Below are 19,363 nucleotides of genomic sequence, written 5' to 3' on the forward strand. Positions count from 1 at the left end.
TCGCCGCCCAAGAGATCTCGGTGACCCTGGCGAGCCGCACGTCTTCCAGCCCGGCGCCCGTCATCAGCGCTTTCCCCTCGTCGCGGCGCTGAACTGGGGATCAGCGCCGTCCTCGTGGAGGGGATCGGGTGGGCTTGGGGGCATCCAGTTCGTATGCGTCATCGGACTGGGGGGGAAAGCGGGGCACGGATTCACGCTCGCTGTCTTGCGGGTTTCGCGGGATGCTGGCGAGCCCCCGCCGCCCTCTGGGATCACAGCTCTCGTCGATCAACGGTGGCGACGATGGGCCGGCGCCGGTATCGGCTGCGTGCGGGTCTGCGCTGTGGCGGCGCCTTGTGTGGGCGGTCGGGGGATCGGCGTCGCGCAGCCGGTTGCGGGCGACGCGGGGTGTGGCCTCGGCGTCCACGCCGAGGCGCCGCAGCTCACGCGCGAACCGCTCGCGCCAAAGCTGGAGGTCGGCGGGGCCGGGCGCCAGCCGCCGGCCGCCGGCACCGACCGCGCGGACCGCGATGTGGACGTGCGGGTGCTCTGTGTCGTCGTGGCGGACCATGACCCAGTCGTGGGTGCCGGCGAAGGTGTCGTGCGCCCATCGGCGGGCTGCGGCCTCCACCCGGTCGGGCGGGGTGCCGGGGGGCATCGACAGCGTCAGGGCGACGCTCTGCGCGGCGTTCGCCGCATCCCGGCCCCGGCCGTCCACGGCGTTGGCCAGCAGCCAGTCGTCGTGGAGGGCGAGCAACTGCGTGCGTTCGGTGATGCACTCGCCCTCGTGGGTTTCGGCGGGCAGCTTGCCGTTGCGGGTGATGTAGTCGAACTGGGCGAGCAGATGGCCGGCAACGCCCCGGGCGCGGCCGGTCAGCTTCACCACCGCTTCCGGTGTCTTGACCGCGGGAGCCCCGGACCGGGCCTTGGCGCCGGAGGGCAGGGACGGCGGGGCGCGCTCCCGTCCGAGCCGGATGTCGCGGCCGTGTCGGGTTGGCGGAAGTCGCCAGACATCGTCGTCGCTCATGGTCTGCGCCCGCGAAGAGTGGCCCTGGCCGACGCCGACGGCGGCGGCCAAGTGAATGAACTGTCATGCCGCCAGGGCCGTGTCCAGCCGGACCATCCAATGGACCCCGGTCTTTTCCGAATGCACCGCCTGTGCGTCCGGCTCGACACCTGCCGGGCGCTGTGCCGCACTCAGCCCATCGCGGACCGACCGCTGGACCGCCTGACCGAGGCATTGACCGACCTGGAGGAGCGCGTTGCCGGTCAGCCCGCGCACAGTGCTGCGGGCCTGTCCGGCTGCAGCTGGCCGAGACCAACATGCGCACCTCCCACCGCAACGCCGGCCTGGAGGAGCTGAAGGCCTCGCTGCTGGTGCATGGCCAGCTGCAGCCCATCGTCGTCACCCGAGCCCCCAACGCTGACGGCTTCGCGGTCGTCGCCGGCGCCCGGCGCACGCTGGCCGCCCGTGCGCTGGTCACCGAGGGCAAATGGCCCGACACCGCCCGGCTCGCCGCGGTGTGCCGCCGCGCTCGCGAGGCCGAGGCCCGCGAACTGAGCTTGGCGGAGAACCTGCAACGCGTCGCCCCTTGCGCCGCCGACGAGGCGCTGGCTTTCGCCCGGCTGGTCGGGGACGGCGCCGAGCCGGCGGCACTGGCGGCGCGCTTTGGCCGGCCGGTGCGCTACGTCCGCCAGCGGCTGGCGTTGGCCGCCCTCAGTCCCGCCGTGCTGGAGGGCTTGCGCGAGGGCCGCATCCCGCTGGCGGTCGCCGAGGCGCTGACCCTGTCCGCCTCGCATGCCCGTCAGGAGGAGCTGCTGCTGCGCGTGGTGGAGTGCCCGCCGGTGGACGCCGCCCGCTATGTGCGCGAGGCGCTGCGCCGGGCGCGGCTGCCGGCCGGCAACGCGCTGCCCGGCGTGCTGGAGGCCTATGCGGCTGCCGGCGGCACGCTGACCCGCGACCTGTTCGACGGTGCCGACGACGGCTTGGTCGATGACCCGGCGCTGTTCCTCGCCAGCCAGCGGGCGGCGCTCGAAGCCGAGGTCGAGCGGCGGCGGAGCGATTGGGCCTTCGTCGAGGTGCAGGACGGTCCCCAGGCCTGGAGCTGGCGCGGCGCCTTCAGCCATGCCGTGCCGGCGCTGACGCCGGAGCAGCAGGTGCTCGTCGCCGGCCTTCAGAGGGAGCTGGAGCGCCCGGACCTCACCGAGGCGGAGCGCGCCCTCCTGGAGCACCGGCTGGATGCCATCGAGCCGGAGTACGAGCGCCGCGCCTGCGGCGTGGTGGCGGTGCTGGCACCGGACGGAGCGGTGCAGTGGGTGGAGGGCTTGCGCCGCCGCGAGCCCGAGCCGGCCCCGGTGGAGGACGACGATCTGCCGCCCTGGGAGGGCCCGCCGGCTGGCGGGGGGCGGTGGACACGCCTGAGGCGCCGACGCTGTCGGCGGCGGTGCGCGGGGAGCTGAGCGCGGTGCGCACGGCGAGCCTCCAGGCGGCTGTCCTGGGCACGCCCGCCATGGCGTTGCGGCTGGCCTGCTTCGCCCTGTTGGCGCCCGGGGCCGGGCCGTGCGGCCTGTTCGGGGCCGCGCACCGCTTTCCCGCCGGAACGCGCGAGCAGTACGCCAGCCAGGCGTGGCGGCGGGTGGAGGAGGTGCAGGCGGCCTGGGCCGGCCGGCTCGGTTTGGAGGCGGGCGGTTACGCCGCCGATCCGCCGGCGCTGTGGGTGGCCCTCGGCGACCCGGCGGTCGACCTGTCCCGCCTGTTCGCCGTCCTGGTGGCGGTGCGCTGCCATCTCGGCCACGGCGAGGCCGGCATCGGCCTGGAGGTGGCGCGCGCGCTCGGCGCCTCGGTGGCGGCGGACTGGCGTCCCGGTCCGGCTGTCCTAGAGCGTCTGCCCAAGGCGCTGATCGAGGAGGCCGCCCGGGCCATCGCCCCCGGCTTCGCCCAGGCCGTCGCCCGGCTGCGCAAGGCGGAGATGGCCGAGCGGGTCGGGCGCTGCCTGGAGCATCGTGGCGATCCCGCTGCGTGGCCGGACCTCACCGGCGGCGCGGTGTCGGTCTCCCGCGGCACCCTGGCAGCGGCGCAAGCGGCGGCGGCGTCTTGGCTGCCGCCCGGCACCGCCCTTCCCGCCGATGCCGCCGGTGACGCCCCCGGTGCCGCTCCGCTCGCCATCGCGGCGGAGTGACACAAGGGCCGCTCAGCCAGTCAGGACGCGACAAGACGCAGGGGTGCCTGGAGCGTCCGGGCACACCGTCCCTCAACCCCACTCCCCACAGGAAGCTTCCGCCATGGGCCATATCGACCAGATGGAGCGCTACGGCTTCGTGCCCGCCAACCACAGGGCTCCGAATTTCTTTCCCGTTGAGCTGGTGCCGATGAGGGCGGCCGGGCGGACGATCGAGGGCTGGCGCGCCCTGATGCGTGCCGACACCGGGAGGGTGCTGCATTGCTGGCAGGATGGCTACAAGCTGGTGCCGCACGCGGACGCCACCGCCGCCTTCGACGCCGCCCTGCGCGCCGGTGGGCTCGACACCACCGGCATGCTGGTGGCGACCGACCTCACCCACGACGGCCGCCGGCTGTTCCGCCAGTATGTTCTGCCTGCCCACAGCGTCGAGGTCCGCCCCGGTGACGTCACCGCGCTGCGCATCGTCGGTTTCAACAGCTACGACGGCAGCCTGGCGGTGTCCTGGCGTGGCGGCGGCTACCGCTTCGTCTGCGCCAACACCACGGTGATCGGCCGCGACATCGCCGCCGCCAAGGCCCGCCATTCCGCCGGGCTCGACATGGAGGCGCTCGCCCGCGGCATGGTGGCGGCCTGCGCGCTCTATGTCGCCGAGACCGCACGCTGGATCCGCTGGGCGGCGGTGCCGGTCGACACCGACCGGGCGGTGCGGGTGCTGGGCGCCTTGCCCGGGGCCAGCGACGCCTTGGTCGGTCAGCTGACCACCGCCTGGGTCGGCAGCCGTGAGGACGACACGCTGTGGGCACTGTTCAACACGCTCACCCACTGGGCGACCCACGATCCCACGCGCGGTGGCAACCGCATGGCGACGGTGCACACCCGCCAGGAACGGGTGGCGCGGCTGATCGACAGCAAGCCGTGGGCGGAGTTGGAGGGCAGGGCCGTCTGAGATGCGCCACGCGGCAGCTCTCGCCTGTCATCCTCCGCCCGTGAGGCCAGTGTGGCGCCGTGCTCGGGGCCGTCAAGGACGCGCTGGCGCGCGCCGCTTTCGCGGTGCCTGTCGGGCCTCCTTGACCGCCCCTGCGCGCGTCGCCCTGCGGGACCGAGGTCGGGACGGAGGGATGATCCTTTCCAGTCGAACAAAGGGATATCAGGCGAAGAAAGTAAGAAATAAAATCAGATTATTTGCTGCATCGTTACTTGAGAAGCGGCGCGATTTGTCGATATATTGCAATGAAATGATTGGAAGATGCAAATAAAGATAGGCAACTAGATCCTCTGCGCCATTGTTTTGTTTGGCGCCTCTGGCATAATAGGTCTTGTGAGGACGGCGGAGGGACCAGCGATCGGGGTCTTCTCGGTCTCCCCAAAAAAGGTGGGCGCAGGGAGCGGCAACTCCCCACGCCCGGCCATCCCTTCAAACGGTTCAAGCTCAAAAGGGACGACATTCATGCATAGCACCGACGCCACCCGTCCGGCCAGGACGCATCCGCACACCGCTCCCGTCAGCCCCGACCCGGTGCAGGCCTACCGCGCCGCCCGGGGCCGCGCTCGCGCGGAGGAGCAGCGCGCCCGCCTTCCCGCCGTCGCCCAGGCCATGCGCCCGGTCCTGCCCGCCCCCGACGCGGACTGGAGCGAAGACGATGTCCGCCTGCAGGCCGAGGAGGCCGTGCAGGCGATCGCCCAGCCCTTCCTCGACCATGGTGCCGTGTTCGGCCAGGACCTCGACGGCCAGCTCGATCCCGACCGCGCCCTGCTGCCGGCCGCCGGCATCCTCGGCGCGCTCTGCCACGCCCTCTACCGGCAATTGGAACTGGCCGACCAGCGCATCGACCGCCTCGCCCTGTCCTTGCGCCAGCAGCTCGACGAGGAGGGGCTGCAGCCCGCCTCCGAGATCGGCAGCCTGCGCCTGGAGCGGCTGCAGCATCAGCTGGCCCAGGCCGAGGCGATGCGCGACCTCGCCCGCGCCGCCGCCATCGGCGCCGCCACCGCCTATGCCCGCGTCACCGGCGACGTCTATGCCCACCGCTCCTCCTTCAACCAGGCGGTTCCCCAGGTTACCGCCGCCCGCGTCGTTGCCTGCGACTGGCAGGAGGCCCGCGCCGCCCGCCGTGCCGCCGACGAGCGTCGGGTGGTGGAGGGGTTCCAGCTGCTGGTCATGGGCGGCGAGACCGCCGACGCGGCTGCCTTGACCGCAGCACTCGACCGCGCGCTCGCCCAGCACCCCGACACGCTGGTGCTGCGCACCGGCAACCGCCGCGGCGTCCAGACACTGGCGGCACAATGGGCGCTGGAGCACGGCGTGCCCTGCATCGTCCATGCCCCGCGCTGGCAGGCGGGCGGCAAGGCGGCCGGCTTCGAGCGCAACGGCGCCATGGTGCGCGCCGCCCTGACCGGCGAGGGGCGGATGGTGCTGGTCGCCGACCGCGACGACACCGGCTCGCGCCACCTTGCCGCCGCCGGCCTGCGCCAGGGGATGCGCGTCTGGTGCCTCGCCGAGCGCCGCCTGCTGGAGCCCGGCGACGTCGCCTACCGGCCGGCCCCCACCCAGCAGTGAGCGCACCGGCAGCCCCCACCCTGTCCGGCGGGGGCTCGCCGCCGGCATGGCAAATGCGGGAAACACGCAAAAGCCTGGAAAATTTGCCCGGCGGCGCGGAGCGCCGCCGGGCGGCCGCGTTCGCGGCCATCACCGCACAGGGCCTCCGGCAGGGCCGATGAGGGCCGACGGTTTGGCTTCGGTCGGCGGGCTCATTTTGTGCCGCAGCGGCGTTCGGTCGCATCAGAACCATTTTCACGGGTAAACCATTTCACAGATTCATCTCTGAACTCTGATTACCAACGCATGCATCGACTTTAAGGGAAATGCGATGATACGCCGGGTCATGACGATCAATGGTCGACGCACCAGCGTGCGGATGGAACGGGGCTTCTGGGAAGCCCTGGAGGATGTGGCTCAGCACCGCAGGCTCACGATGACCGATCTGGTATCCCAGATTGACGAGGGGCGCGGCGAAGCGCCGCTTACCAGGAAACTGCGGGTAACCGCCGTGTCACACTTTCGTGAATTGCTCAACAAGTCGCCCGACCATGGCGGTTTTGGACGCGAGAAAGTTCAGAGCCACGGTATGCCAGCCCTCTGGACAACAAACGTTTGAGGAAGCTCACCATGGGTCACGCGACCAAGGGGGCCCTCTGGACATTGGCGTCTGCCTTTAGCTTCATGGCCGCCAACCTCCTCATCAAGCACTTGTCTGCGAAGCTTCCAGCCTTGGAGATGGCACTCTTCCGCTCGGCCGGTGGGCTCATCCTGGTCGTGGTGGCATGGCGGGCTTTCCTGCATCTGCGCCAGCTTCAGGACCCTCAGGGACACTTGATCCGCGCCGCGGTGGGAGCGGTGTCCCTCATGGCCCTGGTCCATGCCTACAGCTCGCCGGCACTCCCGGTCGCCCTGGTGACCGCCTTCATGTACACGCGCGTCCTGCTGGTCATCCCGATGCAGCGAGTCTTCCTTGGCGAGCGGGCCGGCCGGCGGGTGTGGATCGCCGCGGGGATCGGCATCGTCGGTGCCCTGGTCGCACTGTGGCCGCGCCTGATGGCAATCGGCACCCCGCATTGGGATTGGGCGGTCGCCTCCCTCGTCATCGCTGCCTTTGCCGGGGCCGGGAGCCAGATCGCCATGCGCCGGCTTGCCAGGACGAACCCCGCTTCTGTGGTGGTGGCGGTTGCCGCAATCCTCGTCAGCGCCATTGTGGCGGTGCCGGCCTCCTCTGTCATGGTGGAACCGCCGGCCGACGATCTGCCGTGGTTGGCCGGAATCGCCGTGCTGTCGGCTTGTGCCCAATGGTCGACCGTCCGCAGCTACAAGCACGCCAGCCCGGCTGTCCTCATGCCTATCACCCTGATCGATGTGCCGGTGGCGCTGTCGGCCGGCTATTTGCTGTTCGGTGAGATGCCGGGCGTCAACGCTGTGGTGGGAGCTGTCATCATCATCGCAGCGGCAGCCTATGTCACATCCATGACGGATGCACGTCCGAGACGCATCCGAGTCGCAGCATAAAAAATGGTTACGGTTCCAAGCGGCGATACGCGGCATGGATGTGCTGTGTAAGATTATTATCCAAATTGGACATGGCGATATACCAGAGTATGTGATGGCAACTTTGTTAGCCTACAGTTGAGCATACCCAACGCATATGGGGTATGATTGGCGCCAACCGCTGGTAAGGTTCCAGGCGTTGCACTCAGCTATGGAATTTAAATTTCTTAATGCTCGCAATTCCGTCAGACATACCGACGCCTTTCTCCGATTTGGCGGTGATGGCTGCCCGTTTAAGGGCGCCATTGGTCGTGTTTGATGAGAAGGATCAATGCAGATACACAAGCGAGTGGATGCGCAGAGTTTACGAGTTCTGCGACTTCTCACGCCCTGCCGACTTCGAGGCAATTCTGCGGCGCGCATGGGAATATGGCGGGAATCGGGAGGTTGGTGCGCCCCCTGATCTTGAGACTAGCTTAGCGATGGCGCGGGCCAGCCGGCAACGCATCAGGTTGGAGTTTGTTCGCACTCAGCCGCGTCGATTGATTTGCAATCATGTCCGCATCGGGTCGGGCTGGAGCGCACAATTGCGCGTGGAGCCGGAACGTGCCGGCCTTGAGCACTACTTTACCGCAGACATGCCAGTTACAGGCATCGTGGAGGCAATACGCCGCCACGAGCAAGCCAAGCGTTGTGCCCGCGCCCTCGATAGCGTCTCTTTGGCCGTGGTGGTGGTGGGACCAGATGCTGGGGTGCTTCACTCCAATGATGCGGCAAAGAGTTTGTGTCAGCGTAACGATGGCTTCTTGGTTGATGACAATGGCCGCCTGCGCGCCATAGATCCAACGGTTGATCCATTCTTTGCGCGCACAGTGGCCATGGCGGCCATGGGGGAAATCCCTGGAGGTCGGTCGTTGCTGCATATCGCGGGCTGTCAACCTGGGGCGCCGCATGCGGTCTCCATTACCGCTGGTGCCGATCAGCCGGGTGTGGCTGCGATTGTAGCCATATCGTCCGCGAAACTCGATGATGTGGCGGTGACGCGACTGTTGCGCGATCAATTCGGTCTGACTTCGGCTGAGGCGACGCTCGCAGTGGAAATCGGCGGCGGGAAGACAAATGACCAAGTATCAAAAATTCTTGGAAAGTCTCCCGCAACAGGTCGCGAGCAACTTCACAATATATTCAAGAAGCTCGCTCGTCAGAACATCGCCGTTAAAGGACAGATTGAGCTGTCAAGGTGGGTATCCGTTCTGGCGTCGATTACCGGCGCCGCCCGGAAGAGCGGCAACCAATAAAATATGAGAGAAAAATGAAGCATAAGACCTCGAACGCATATGAACTCGATCTTTCTGAGATCGTTTTTGATCTCACCCGATCCGGTTTGGATGCAGGACAGGCGGAGCGTGCCGTTTCGCTCTACCGCGATTTTCTCGCGACCATCGCAGCCCATCCGGCCGCTGCTGTGGTTCCCACCAAACTGATCGATAAGGCGTGGCACGCACATATGTGCCGGCCGAAGAAATATCATCAGGACTGCATGCTGGCCTTTGGCGAGATCATTGACCATACGCCTGGCGTGACGGGAACCGCCGAATATGAGGCTGCATACGCTGCGACGCGAAAGCTGGCACCGTTCGGTGAGTCGATGCCGGAATGTGCGTACGCCAACGACGACATGGCCGGCGCCGATTGTTTCCGCAAGGAGCCAGGGGAAGACCAGGAGGATCCGCTCGCGACCAAGGCTGCCTAAGCCGATGCACGGCATGCGCCCGCCTGTTGGCCCAGGCGGGCGCAGCCGTTCAATCCGGTAACCGAATCGAACCGATCACACATAGCTTGGGAGCCGTGATGATCAACCATGAGCATACCGCCGTAGTCGGCGGGTGCAAGGGCAAGCGCATGCCCGATGCACATTTACCGTATATCGATCATTTGTCCGTCGACCAGCTTCGCCGTCGGGCGGCCTATGACCGCGCCGACGCGCTGGCGATGGTCGATCAAGTGTCTGCCGGTACCGTCTCCATGCTGTTGGAGGATGCCGAACGCTGCGAAGCGCGGGCGACGATGCTCGAGCAGCGGTGCGGCGGCAGCATCGCCGCCGGCTTGGGCGGGCTGACGATCGAAACCGCCCTCACCCAGCTGGTGCAGGCGGCGCGCGGGCGCATGGTCGGCGATCAGCCCGGCCGCCCGGCTTCGCCGATCACCGCGATCCACGCGGTCATCCGGCGCCACATGGACCGCGGTACCGCCTATGCCTTCGTGGCCCACTGCGCCGACAGCACCTGGTGCCGCCTGCAGTCTGCCCCCCAGCCGACGCTGGAGGCCGCCTATGTCGCCGCCGTCCGATCCCTGGTCTCCCTGACGGTGAGGGGGCGATGATGTCCGACATCGCGCCCGCCTTGCCGTCAGCCGTTCCGGTCAGCAGGGCGCTGACGGCGGGGAGTGGACCCCCCTCAGTCCGCTGGGCGGGATATGATGGGGCGCCTCGCCCAGCTGACGGCGCGCGAGGGCGACGTGCTGACGCGTCTGGTCGCCGGCACAAGCACCAGGGCCATCGCTGCCGATCTCGGCCTCAGCGCCAAGACAGTGGAATGCCACCGGTCCGGCAGCATGGAGACGCTGGGATGTTCCGGCCTCTTCGAGCTCGGGCGCGCGTGGGAAGCCGCTGCCGGCAGCAATCGGGAGGCGACAGCGACACAGATGGCGTCCGGCCGCAAAACAGCGGGCCGGACCATGCCCGGCTGATGTGAAGGCCATGCGCCTTCCGTCCCGCAGAACAGCGTCAGCGCACCCCCGCAGAGCCTGGAAAAGCCTATGACGATCGACCGCAGAAACTCCCCCATCATCTCTCAGCACGAACCCTTATGGATGTCAGACCCTCCATTGCCTGGGGAGCAATCTCCCGCACTGGCTTACGCTCTGACTGTGATGGACGCCCACGTTTCCGAGCAGCTCGACGCGCTGATCGCCAAGGCAGGTGCCCCATCCTCCCATGTTGCACAGCTTCTGCAAACAGCCGGCGTCGGTGTCGAGAACAGACGGCGAGAGGCCGTCGAGCGGCTCTTCCAGCTCACCCCCCGAGAAGCGGACGTCCTGGGCGGGCTCGCTGACGGAAAAAACAACAAGGCCATCGCTTTCGAGATGAACATCAGTCCGAAGACGGTTGAAGTCCATCGATCGCGGATCATGAAAAAGCTTCACTGCGACAGTCTGTTTGAGCTTGGCCGCCTCTGGGAAGCCGCACTCTCCGCTGGTGATGGTGGATGTCCGGCTTCGTCTGCCGGTCCGATGACGGTCTGAGCGGACAGCCCCGACCCGCATGCCTCCCTCGGCACCAGGCCCACCGGCAACGCCTCCCTGTTGGCCGGAATGCCTGGGCGCTCCGGGCCCGCCGGTCGAGCCGTCTGCCTCCGCAGGGGCGGCGGGGACGTCGAGTCTCGTCAAGGGTCGGCGGTGCCGGCGACGGGCAGTGACGGCCTCCCGGCGGCGAGGCACCGATTGTGCCGCGGGAGCCGCCGGCCCTGCGGCAGGCCGGGCGCGCGACAGGAAAGTTTCCTGCCGGTGGCGTGTCGGCGGTCGCAAGGTTTTTCGAAGCGTGCGAAGCCGCAGCGGACCGGGCACGGTTCTCCGGTCCTACTCGTCGGCGCCGGCGGCGCCTCCTCCCCGAGCCAGCACCGGGGCAGCTGGAGCGCTGCCGTCCGCCGGCTCCAGGCCCGGTCCTGTCTCGGCCCTGCGGGTGACGCCCCGGGCTAGGGGATGGGGCCAGGAGGGATTTGCCGGTCAAGCGGCCGGTATCCATCAGGCGGTCCACACGTTCTGCGGCTCACCTCTTCGGTGTTGGAGACGGGATGGCGGTGCCCGGCGCTCCGTCGGTGGCGCGGCTGTGGCCGGGGCTTTCGACGGTTGGCGCGGCGTCGACGATGGCCGCCACCACCGCCTGGGCGTTTTCCAGCCCGTAGGCGCCGAGGTCGACCTCGGTGCGGAGGATGGCCGCGATCAGCCCGTCCGCCTGGTGCGGCCGCAGCGCCGCTGCGGAGGGCGTCCATGAGGCGGGACGGTCGGCCGGGGGCAAGGGACGGCCGTCGGTGCCGGACGCCCCGGTTTCGTCGCCGCCGGTTTGGTTGGCCGTCTCCTCTGTCCGAGGCTTTCCCGCCGCCTGCGCCGCCCGCCGGCGCACCGGCCGCGGCGGCCGCAGGGAGCCGGCTTCCGCCTCGGCGGCGATCGGCTCGAAGCCCTTGCCCTGGTCGAGGCGCACCGGAACGTCGATCGCCGGCACTTCCGGGGCCGGGCGGAGCAGACGGGTGAAGGTGGGGTCCTCGAAGTGGCGGATGCGCCGCGCCCGGATCGGCTCCATCCCGGGGCGCAGTAGGATGGCGTCGCGCGGCGTCAGCCGGGCGATCTCCTGCGGCAGCAGCAGCGCCCGGCGCTGGTCGGTCTCGGTCCGGGTCAGACGGTCGCGGCGGAACAGCCGCCAGAAGCGCGGGCCGCTGCGCGCGGTGCCCTCCACCGTGTCGTAGCCGAGCCGGGCGCTCAGCTCCTCGCAGAGCGCCAAATCCTTGGTGCCGAACACCACCTCCAGACCGCAATTGTCGAGGATGGCCGCCGCCTTGTCGGGGCCGTAGAGGTCGCGGTCGCGCAGCTGCGCCTTGCTTTGCAGGATCAGCATCAGCCGCATGTTGTAGCCGGCGACATAGGCGAAGGCGTCGGCCAGCATCGGCATCGGCCCCAGCAGCGCGAACTCGTCCAGCAGCAGCAGCAGCTGGTGGCGCGCGTTTGGATCGTGCTGGGGCAGCGTGCGGACGGTGAGGTCGATGAGCTGCTGGAAGAACAGCGCCAGCAGCGGGCGCAGCCGGGCGATGTTGTCGGGCGTGACGCCGATGTAGACGGCGTGCAGCGCGGTGCGCAGGGTGCGCAGATCGAAGTCGCTTGCGGCGGTGGCGGCATCGATGCGCGGGTTGAACCACAAGGAGAGCCGCGCGGTGATCGTCTTGCGGATCGAGTTCACCAGGTCGGGCGAGCCCTTCAGGTAATCCTCCAGCGCCTTAACCGTAGCCTCGGTGTAGGGCCGGCCGCGCCGACGCCTGGCCTCGATGCGCTCGATCATCGAGCGCGCGCCGTCGACGCTGGACAGCAGCCGCAGCACCTCGCCGAAGGTCAAGGGCAGCTCGGGGCTTTCCGCCAGGAAGCCGGCCGCCCCGGTGAAGGCCGAACGCGCGGCGTCGGTCCAGAACTGCTGGTCGCCGCCGGCATGGGGGAAGACCATCTGGGCGATGCGCTGGATGTCCTCGAAGGCGTCGACGGTGCCGCGGCGGACATAGCTGAAGGGGTTGTAGCGGGCGGTGCGCCCATCCGGGGCGAGCGGATCGAACAGTACCACCCGCTGTCCGGCCGCAGCCCGGATGCCGGCGGTCGCCGCCCAGGTTTCCTTCTTCACGTCGAGGCAGACCAGCGAGGCCTCGTAGAGCAGGGCGTTGGGGATGACCAGCCCCACCCCTTTGCCCGAGCGCGTCGGGGCATAGCAGACGACATGCTCGGGTCCACCGAAGCGCAGGAAGCGGTCCCGCCGGTCGCGCCCGACGAACAGCCCGCCGCCGGGCGCGTAAAAGCCGGCCTCAGCCAATGCCCGCCGCCCGGCCCAGTGCGTCTCGCCGTGCAGCGGCCGGCTGCTGCGCGGCCAGCCGCCGCGTGCCAGCCGGCCGAGCAAGAGCAGCACCGGCACCGCGGTGGCGGTGGCGGCGGCCAGCCGCAACCAGGGACCGGCCACCGGGTGGTGCAGGCCGTAATGCTGGAGATAGAGCCAAAACTGCGCCACAGGCAACGTGTCGGCGGTGAGCAGGCCGGTGCCGGCCAGGAAAACCAGCGAGGCAATGGCCGACCACAGCAGCGCCAACACCAGCACCGCCACCAGGGCGGCCAGCGCCTTGGCAGCCGGAGGCCAGTCTTGGAAGCCATCCATCGCTCGGGCGCCTCCTCAGCCGGCGGTGTGGACTGGCACGGCGCCCCCGGGGGCGTCCCCGGGAGGAGCCCCGGCCGGCGGGTCGAAGAAGACCTCCTCGATGGCAAAGCCGTCGGCATCGCGCCGGCAGTGGGCGATGACGTCGATGTGCCGGCGCAGGAGCGCCAGCAGGTCGGCATCGGCGATGTGGCGGCCGGCCTCGTTCTGCTTGACCATCAGGCGCAGCGCGTCGAAGGCCCCGGCGGCGCTGCCGGCATGGCAGGTGGTGATGCCGCCGGGATGGCCGGCGGCGAGTGCCCGCAGGAAGGTGAAGGTGGCCCCGTCGCGCAGCTCCTGCATCAGGATGCGGTCGGGGCGCATGCGCAAGGCCGCCTCGATCAACGCCTCCGGCCCGACCGGGGCCAGGCCCTGGCCGCCCTTGCTGTAGAAAAGCGCCACGCGGTTGCGCTGGGGCAGGCCGATGAATTCGGCGGTGTCCTCGATGGTGACCAGCCGCTCCTCCAGCGGAATGGCGCCGATCAGCGCCTTGGCGACTGTCGTCTTGCCCGAACCGGTGTCGCCGGTGACCACCACCGTCTTCTTCGACGCGACCGCCAGCGGGAAAAAGCGCGGCCAGTCCTGCGCCCGGTGCAGCGCCCTCAGCCGGGTGTCGGCGGGAGAGGGGGCGCGGCCGGAGGGTCGGGTGCGGGCGAAGAGCCCGCCGGCGGCCAGGGCGGCGACGGTGGGGGTGCTGCGGGACGGCCGGCGGATGGTCAGGCTGAGCGTGCCGGCGGCGACCGCCGGCGGGCGGGCGATCTGCACCCGCTCGCCGTCCGGCAGCACCGAGGCGCACAGCGGCTGCTGCGGTCCGACATCCTGCTGCGACAGGGCGGCGCACAGCGTGGCGATGGCGTCGAGCCGCTCGAAGCCGAGTTCCGGCAGCGCGTGCCAGGACCAAGTGCCCGCCCGCTCCACCCCAGCCTCGCCCGGCCGGTTGACCACCAGCTCGGTGACGTCCACATCGGCGAGCAGGGCGGTGAGCGGTTCCAGCAGCAGGCGCAAGGTGGTCTCGCCGGGTCGCGTGCCAAGGCGTATGGCAGGGCGCGTCATCGTGGGGCCCCGGCCGGCTGGAGCCGGTAGACGGTGGAGAAGTCGAGGTCGCGGGCGACGAAGACGCTGACCGGCTCGCCCTGGTTCTTGCGCAGGGTGGGCGGCAGGTCGATGCTGCCGCGCAGGCTCTCGGCGATCACCGACTGGGTCTGGCCGGTGTTGATGGTGGTGCTGCCCTCCTTCGACGCCGCGGCGACACCGGCTTGGATCGCGCCGTCGACGAAGGACAGCAGCAGCGCCCCGCCGAAGCGCTGCCAGAAATGGCGGTCGACCTCGCCGTCGAGGCCTGAGCGTCCGAGCGGGTCGGTGGCCGGGCTGTCGAGCGCGATCACCACGCCCTGCGGCGTCTCGGCGCGGGTCCACAGGACGAACATCCGCTCCACCCCCTGGCGGACACCGCCGCGGAACTCGCCGACCACTTTGGTGCCGCGGTCGAGCAGGGTCAGGCCGGTCTTGCCGAGCACATCCTGCGGCACGATGCAGGTGACGAAGCCGGGCAGGGTGGAGTCCATCGCGGTCTGCAGGATGCAGGGGATGACGGTGCCGGTGGTCAGCAGATAGGGCTGGTTCCTCAGCAGGCCGGCCGCAACGCCGGTCAGCCGGGTCGGCTCCAGGCGCGCGGCCAGCGCGCCCGCGGCCGGTTGCCCGCCGCCGGGCACGCCGGAAACACCGGCCAGCGCCACCGTGCCGTTTGGGTTGCCCAGGCCGCCCGCTGCGGCCGTGCCGGCGCCGGTTGCGGTCGCGGTGTAGACGAGAAGGCGCGGCGGCTGCCGCGGCGCCGTCTGGGCCGGGGGTGCCGCCGCCGGCGTCTCGGGCAGCGGCGGTGGCGGCAACGGCGGTACGCTCAAGGCCGCCGGTTGCACCGGGAGTGGCGGTGGCGGGGGCTCGTAGCGGATGGCCGGGCGCGCCAGCGGCGGCGGGCCGTCCTGCGGATTCAGGTTGGGTTTCTCAGCGGTCAGCAGGATGGCGCCGCAGGCCAGCACGGTGCCGGCGAGCAACGCGCCGATGCCGGCCTTGCGGCCGACGCCGGGGCCGCGGCCGGCCACGTCGGAAACGTGACGCTCGCCGGCGAGCGCGCCGCCAGTCGGCGGGGGACCGGGATCGTCGCTCATGGGCCGGTGCTCCTGACGCTGCGGGTGAGGTCGGGCGTGCCGGTGCCGGTGCCGGGATCGCGGCCGGCCGGATCGAAGCCGCGGTTGACGACGCGCAGAACCTCCTGCCCGTCGCGCAGCAGGAAGGCCCGGGCGGTGGTCTGGACGACGGCGGTGTCGCCGGCCATGCTGGCAGGGACGATCGCCTCGCTGCCGTCCGGGGCCACCGCATAGATCGCCGGGACGCGCCGGCTGCCGGGAAAGCGGAACGCCGTCTGCCGGCCGTTGTCGCTGACCTCGGCCGGCTCCAGCGCGGCCGAGCCCTGGGCGACGTAGCGCCAGTTGCGCGGTCCCTCGGTCCAGGCGGCGGCGAGCCGGGCCTGCGCGTCGCGCTCCCGGATCTGCTCCGCCGCCTGGGTCCGGCGGTCGGCGCGCTCGGCGCGCTCGTCCTGTGGGTAGCGGAAGCGGACGGCGTAGATGGCGCAGCCGGTGTCCTTCCCGCTTTGCTCGGCGATGAGATGCAGTTGGTAGGAGCGCAAGCTGCCGTCGGCGCGTCTGGTGACGACCTGGGCGTTGGTGGCGGCGCGGACCTCGGTCGGCTTGAGGAACAGCATGTTGGCGGCCGGTTGGGCGAGCCAGGCTTCCGCGTCGCCGATGGAGACCTGGGTGATCTCCTCGCCGGTGGCGAAGGTGATCTGCGTCGAGGTCGTTGGGCAGCCGACGATGCGCACGACGTCCAGGGAATTGTAGACGACAAGCTGGACCCGCGTGTCGAAGCCGCCGGACTTGGGCGCCTGTTCGGCGCGGACGGCGCCGGCAGCCAGGACGGCGCCGACCAGCAGGCCGGCGGCCATCCTGGCGGGACGGAGGGGGATCATGGCGTGGCCTCCACATCGGCGCGGTAGCTGGTGACGACGAAGCCGAGCGGGTTGACGTTGATCGCCGAGGCGCTGACCGGACCCGGCACGACGTCGAAGCCGATGGTGGCGACCATGCGCTTGACCGGCAGCGCGGCATCGCCCTTGCGCTCGTGCTGGACGAAGCGGAGCTGGGCCAGATGGGGGCCGAGAAAGCTGGTGGAAACCCAGCGCAGCGTCGCCGTGCCGTCGCGGCCGAGCAACACCTGCGGGCTCGCCGGGTTGGAGCCGCGGAACTCGGCGGCATAGTCGGCCTGCACCGGCGGCGCCGACAGCAGGGCCACGGCCTCGAAGTTGGCGGGCGCCTCGGCGGCGCTGTAGCCCTGGCGCAGGCGGACATACTGCCAGAGGAAATAGCGCCGTTCGGCCTCGGTGGCCTCGAGCGGGCCGCCCTGCAGGTCGTAGACGCGCTCCACCGCACCGGTGGTGTTGTCGACGCGGAAGACCAGCGGCACCACGCTTTTCAGCGGGGTCAGCGCGGCGACGGCGAGCGCCCCGGCCAGCCCGACCAGAGCGCCGGCGGCGCCGATCGCCACGCCGATCCGCGCCGTGCGCCGGTGGGCGCGCAGACGGTCGGCCTCGTAGCTGGCGACCTGAGCGAAATAGGCGTCGAGCAATTTGGGATCGGCGGCGACCGGGCGGGCTAGGAAAGCGTCGGCGGGAGGTGGGGCGGTCATCGGTCTGCCTCCCCGGGCAGCCCAGGCTGCAGGTCGCCGGCAGCGGGCGTCCAGCGGCCAGGATTGAGCACGCGGTAAGGGCCTGAAGGCTCGGGGGCTCCCGACTGGCCGGCACAGGCGGACAGAGCGAGAAGAAGGGCGGCACAGGCGAGGCGCTGTTTCATGATGGGTGTCCTAGGGACAGGGCGGCCTCCGGGCGATAGCGCACAGCGGCGCCGCCTCAAACCGGCGGACCGCGGTCGGAGAGGGAGCCGCCGGCAGGCGTGCGACGTGGCGGCCGCGGCGCGCGGCCGGCCCCCGCGGCCGCCCGCCAGCCGGCCGAGCCGGCGAGGTGCAACGCGCCGAGCGCACCGGAACGGCCGGCACGGTGGCTGTCGCCCAGGGCATCCCCCCGGCTGTACCCGACGGAGCCAAGGGCACCCTGGGCGGCGCGGGCGAGCGCGCCGGTGTGGAAAGCAAGGCCGCCGGACAGCGAGGCGGCGAAAGCCGGCAGCTGGAAGGCGACATAGGCGGCGACGGCGAAGAAGATCATCCCGGCGAGCAGCACCTGCAGCATCACCATCGGGTCCACCGAGCCCATAATGACAATTCGGCCGACAACCTGCTGTTCCACACTAAGGACAATGTAGAGCAGGACGATGGTGGTGATCTGCAGGATGACGCAGGAGATCAGCGAGCCGATCCAGCGCTCGAAGATGGCGCGGGTGGCGGCGAACAGGACCAGCGGGCCGAGCAGCGGGCCGAGTGCGATGTAGAGCGCCAGGATCACCCGCGAGATCAGCCAGATGGCGAAGCAGAAGCCGGTGGACAGGATGGCGGCAGCCCAGAACAGCACGACGACGGCCTTTTCGGCGATGTCGCTCCAGCCCAGCGTGCGCCATACCTCAAGACCGGCCCGCCATGCTTTCAACCATACTTGATCGAAGCTGTTTGCATTGACCGTGCTGACAGTTCCAGACGAAGTCAGAGCATTTGCGAGACTTACGGGAAGTGTCGTGAAAAAGAGATCATGGATATACTGCTGATAAATACCGGCTCCCGTGATAACCCAGACCACTAGAATCATCTTGAGCAAGCGGCCAAATAGCACTGCACCGGTCTCAGTCATCTCACCGCGCATGACGAGCAGGCCGGTGAGCGCGATGTACAGCACCAAAGCGATCCGTAGCGGCGTAGCCACGAAGATTAAGAATGCAGTCAGCACATCAGCGACCGCATCTACCAGCGGGGTCTCTACCTGGGAGACGATGTAAGCAAAAATCTGCCATTGGATGTCGCCCATAGAGGATCACCTCTGAATTTTTCCAGCTTCGATAAGCAGCGAGCGTTTGGCGGCCTCGCAATGATCAAGGCTAGGAGTCCGCCGGCACATGATGAGTTTGCCCTGCCGGGTTTGTGGATCGTTTGACCAGAAGGCTGGATCATTGGGATCCATGGTTCCGGTGCGCGACCGCGCCTCGCGCAGGGCCACTTCGACGCTGGCCTGCTGGGCATTGACGCAGTCGGGGTCGCGGCCCAGACGGCCGGGGTCGTCGAAGCAGGCAAGCTGGACTTGCGCGCGCTCTCGCGGGTGGTCGGCGTACCAGCTTACGGTGCGCGGTTCCGTGGCCAGCGAGCCTTGCGCCGTCGCCGGTCCGCCGGCCAGTGCCAGGACGAGAAGGGCGGGCTGGGCCCACTGGCGGAATGGTGTGCCGCTCATCGCTCAGCCTCCCCGCGCCTTGGCCTGGTCGATCAGCGCGTCAATCGACTGCCGGCGCCGTTCCTGCTCGCGCTGGTCCTGGTTGCGCATTTGCGCCTGCTGCCACAGCACCAGCGATTGCGCCTGCACCTGCTGGGCCTGGATGTAGGCCTGCTCGGCGGTGAGGCGGGCGGCGAGGTCGGCCACCGCTTTGGCATCGCCGGCGCTGGCGAGCTGGCCCTCGATCGCCCGCAAGGCGGCGATCCGGCTGGCCGCCGACTGGTAAAGCCCGCTCGCCATCGCCTGCGCCCCGGCAATGCTGGTGGCGCTGCGCTGCATCTCCTGCGCCTGAAAGTCGGCGCCGGACGGCGCATAGACGCGGTTGCGCTCCAGATTGCCCTGCGCCGCCGTGCCGAAGCCGCCCGGTCCGAGCGCGGTGCCGGTCATCACCGCGCCCAACTCGCCGCTTTGCGCCGGCAGGGCGTTGCGCAACGCCTCGACGTCGAGCTGGCGGCCGAGCTCGGTCAGTGCGTCCGACGGCGCATGGGCGACCGCCTGGTAGGTCTGCTGGAGCTGCTGGTACTGCTGTTGCATCATCTGCAGCTGCTGGGCCATCTGCTGCACCTGCTGCACCGCCTGGGCGAGGTTGGCGGGATCGATCACCGCCAGCTGGGCTCGGGCAGGCGGGGCCGGAGCCGCCGGGATCAGCGTGGCGGCGAGTGCCAGGGTGGGAAGCGCAAGGCGTCTGGTCATCACCG

At 69.7% G+C, this 19,363-nt stretch carries 21 protein-coding genes; 11 read left to right on the top strand and 10 right to left on the bottom strand.

The window, feature by feature from the left end; all coding sequences use genetic code 11:
* Positions 1-100 precede the first annotated feature (100 nt).
* Both GBZ48_RS22005 and GBZ48_RS22010 read right to left on the bottom strand, forming a co-directional pair.
* Entirely contained in the window at positions 101-1,006 is a 906-nt protein-coding gene (locus tag GBZ48_RS22005) for a relaxase/mobilization nuclease domain-containing protein (protein WP_174472960.1), read from the bottom strand.
* 63 nt (positions 1,007-1,069) lie between these two features.
* The gene (locus GBZ48_RS22010; protein ID WP_174472961.1) at positions 1,070-1,261 is read right to left on the bottom strand and encodes a hypothetical protein; all 192 of its coding nucleotides are present in this window, start codon (positions 1,259-1,261) and stop codon (positions 1,070-1,072) included.
* A gap of 26 nt (positions 1,262-1,287) precedes the next feature.
* Here GBZ48_RS22010 and GBZ48_RS22015 point away from each other — a divergent pair, with 26 nt between their 5' ends.
* From GBZ48_RS22015 to GBZ48_RS22065, 11 genes are all read left to right on the top strand, one after another.
* Positions 1,288-2,439, top strand: a complete 1,152-nt coding sequence (locus GBZ48_RS22015) for a ParB/RepB/Spo0J family partition protein (protein ID WP_343049627.1) — start codon at positions 1,288-1,290, stop codon at positions 2,437-2,439.
* Positions 2,388-3,158, top strand: coding sequence for a hypothetical protein (locus tag GBZ48_RS22020; protein ID WP_174472963.1), 771 nt, complete (start codon positions 2,388-2,390; stop codon positions 3,156-3,158). Before GBZ48_RS22015 ends, GBZ48_RS22020 begins: the two co-directional genes overlap by 52 nt.
* A 103-nt stretch (positions 3,159-3,261) precedes the next feature.
* Complete coding sequence (locus GBZ48_RS22025) at positions 3,262-4,107, top strand: DUF932 domain-containing protein (RefSeq protein WP_174472964.1); 846 nt, start codon at positions 3,262-3,264, stop codon at positions 4,105-4,107.
* Between the two features lie 501 nt (positions 4,108-4,608).
* Entirely contained in the window at positions 4,609-5,715 is a 1,107-nt protein-coding gene (locus GBZ48_RS22030) for an SLOG family protein (RefSeq protein WP_174472965.1), read from the top strand.
* Positions 5,716-6,040: 325 nt separating this feature from the next.
* Positions 6,041-6,313 carry a ribbon-helix-helix domain-containing protein gene (locus tag GBZ48_RS22035; RefSeq protein ID WP_174472966.1) on the top strand — a complete coding sequence of 91 codons (273 nt, stop codon included), beginning with the start codon at positions 6,041-6,043 and terminating at the stop codon, positions 6,311-6,313.
* Between the two features lie 11 nt (positions 6,314-6,324).
* Positions 6,325-7,215 (top strand): DMT family transporter, encoded by an 891-nt coding sequence (locus GBZ48_RS22040; RefSeq protein WP_174472967.1) that lies wholly within the window; start codon positions 6,325-6,327, stop codon positions 7,213-7,215.
* Positions 7,216-7,676: 461 nt separating this feature from the next.
* Positions 7,677-8,492 (top strand): helix-turn-helix transcriptional regulator, encoded by an 816-nt coding sequence (locus GBZ48_RS22045; protein WP_174472968.1) that lies wholly within the window; start codon positions 7,677-7,679, stop codon positions 8,490-8,492.
* A 14-nt stretch (positions 8,493-8,506) separates the two neighbouring features.
* A complete protein-coding gene (locus GBZ48_RS22050) occupies positions 8,507-8,947 on the top strand; it encodes a glycine-rich domain-containing protein (protein ID WP_174472969.1) in 441 nt (146 codons plus the stop codon).
* Between the two features lie 149 nt (positions 8,948-9,096).
* Entirely contained in the window at positions 9,097-9,576 is a 480-nt protein-coding gene (locus tag GBZ48_RS22055) for a hypothetical protein (protein WP_174472970.1), read from the top strand.
* A 93-nt stretch (positions 9,577-9,669) separates the two neighbouring features.
* Positions 9,670-9,942, top strand: a complete 273-nt coding sequence (locus GBZ48_RS22060) for a LuxR C-terminal-related transcriptional regulator (RefSeq protein WP_174472971.1) — start codon at positions 9,670-9,672, stop codon at positions 9,940-9,942.
* Between the two features lie 69 nt (positions 9,943-10,011).
* Entirely contained in the window at positions 10,012-10,497 is a 486-nt protein-coding gene (locus tag GBZ48_RS22065; RefSeq protein WP_174472972.1) for a response regulator transcription factor, read from the top strand.
* Between the two features lie 523 nt (positions 10,498-11,020).
* Here the strand turns inward: GBZ48_RS22065 and GBZ48_RS22070 are convergent.
* The 8 genes from GBZ48_RS22070 to GBZ48_RS22105 form a co-directional block, all read right to left on the bottom strand.
* A complete protein-coding gene (locus tag GBZ48_RS22070; RefSeq protein WP_174472973.1) occupies positions 11,021-13,153 on the bottom strand; it encodes a type IV secretory system conjugative DNA transfer family protein in 2,133 nt (710 codons plus the stop codon).
* A 15-nt stretch (positions 13,154-13,168) separates the two neighbouring features.
* Positions 13,169-14,242, bottom strand: a complete 1,074-nt coding sequence (virB11, locus tag GBZ48_RS22075; protein WP_174472974.1) for a P-type DNA transfer ATPase VirB11 — start codon at positions 14,240-14,242, stop codon at positions 13,169-13,171.
* Entirely contained in the window at positions 14,239-15,354 is a 1,116-nt protein-coding gene (virB10, locus tag GBZ48_RS22080) for a type IV secretion system protein VirB10 (protein ID WP_174472975.1), read from the bottom strand. Before virB10 ends, virB11 begins: the two co-directional genes overlap by 4 nt.
* A complete protein-coding gene (locus GBZ48_RS22085) occupies positions 15,351-16,211 on the bottom strand; it encodes a TrbG/VirB9 family P-type conjugative transfer protein (RefSeq protein ID WP_174472976.1) in 861 nt (286 codons plus the stop codon). The genes virB10 and GBZ48_RS22085 overlap by 4 nt, the downstream gene beginning before the upstream one ends.
* On the bottom strand, positions 16,208-16,927 hold the full coding sequence (locus tag GBZ48_RS22090; protein WP_174472977.1) for a VirB8 family type IV secretion system protein: 720 nt from the start codon (positions 16,925-16,927) through the stop codon (positions 16,208-16,210). The genes GBZ48_RS22085 and GBZ48_RS22090 overlap by 4 nt, the downstream gene beginning before the upstream one ends.
* 220 nt (positions 16,928-17,147) lie before the next feature.
* Positions 17,148-18,209: a TrbL/VirB6 family protein gene (locus GBZ48_RS22095; protein ID WP_174472978.1), complete on the bottom strand. Its 1,062-nt coding sequence runs from the start codon at positions 18,207-18,209 to the stop codon at positions 17,148-17,150.
* Between the two features lie 6 nt (positions 18,210-18,215).
* Positions 18,216-18,626, bottom strand: a complete 411-nt coding sequence (locus GBZ48_RS22100; RefSeq protein ID WP_174472979.1) for an EexN family lipoprotein — start codon at positions 18,624-18,626, stop codon at positions 18,216-18,218.
* A 3-nt stretch (positions 18,627-18,629) separates the two neighbouring features.
* The gene (locus GBZ48_RS22105; protein WP_174472980.1) at positions 18,630-19,358 is read right to left on the bottom strand and encodes a type IV secretion system protein; all 729 of its coding nucleotides are present in this window, start codon (positions 19,356-19,358) and stop codon (positions 18,630-18,632) included.
* Between the last annotated feature and the right edge of the window lie 5 nt (positions 19,359-19,363).

Source organism: Azospirillum melinis (assembly GCF_013340935.1).
In the GTDB taxonomy this organism is placed as follows: domain Bacteria; phylum Pseudomonadota; class Alphaproteobacteria; order Azospirillales; family Azospirillaceae; genus Azospirillum; species Azospirillum melinis.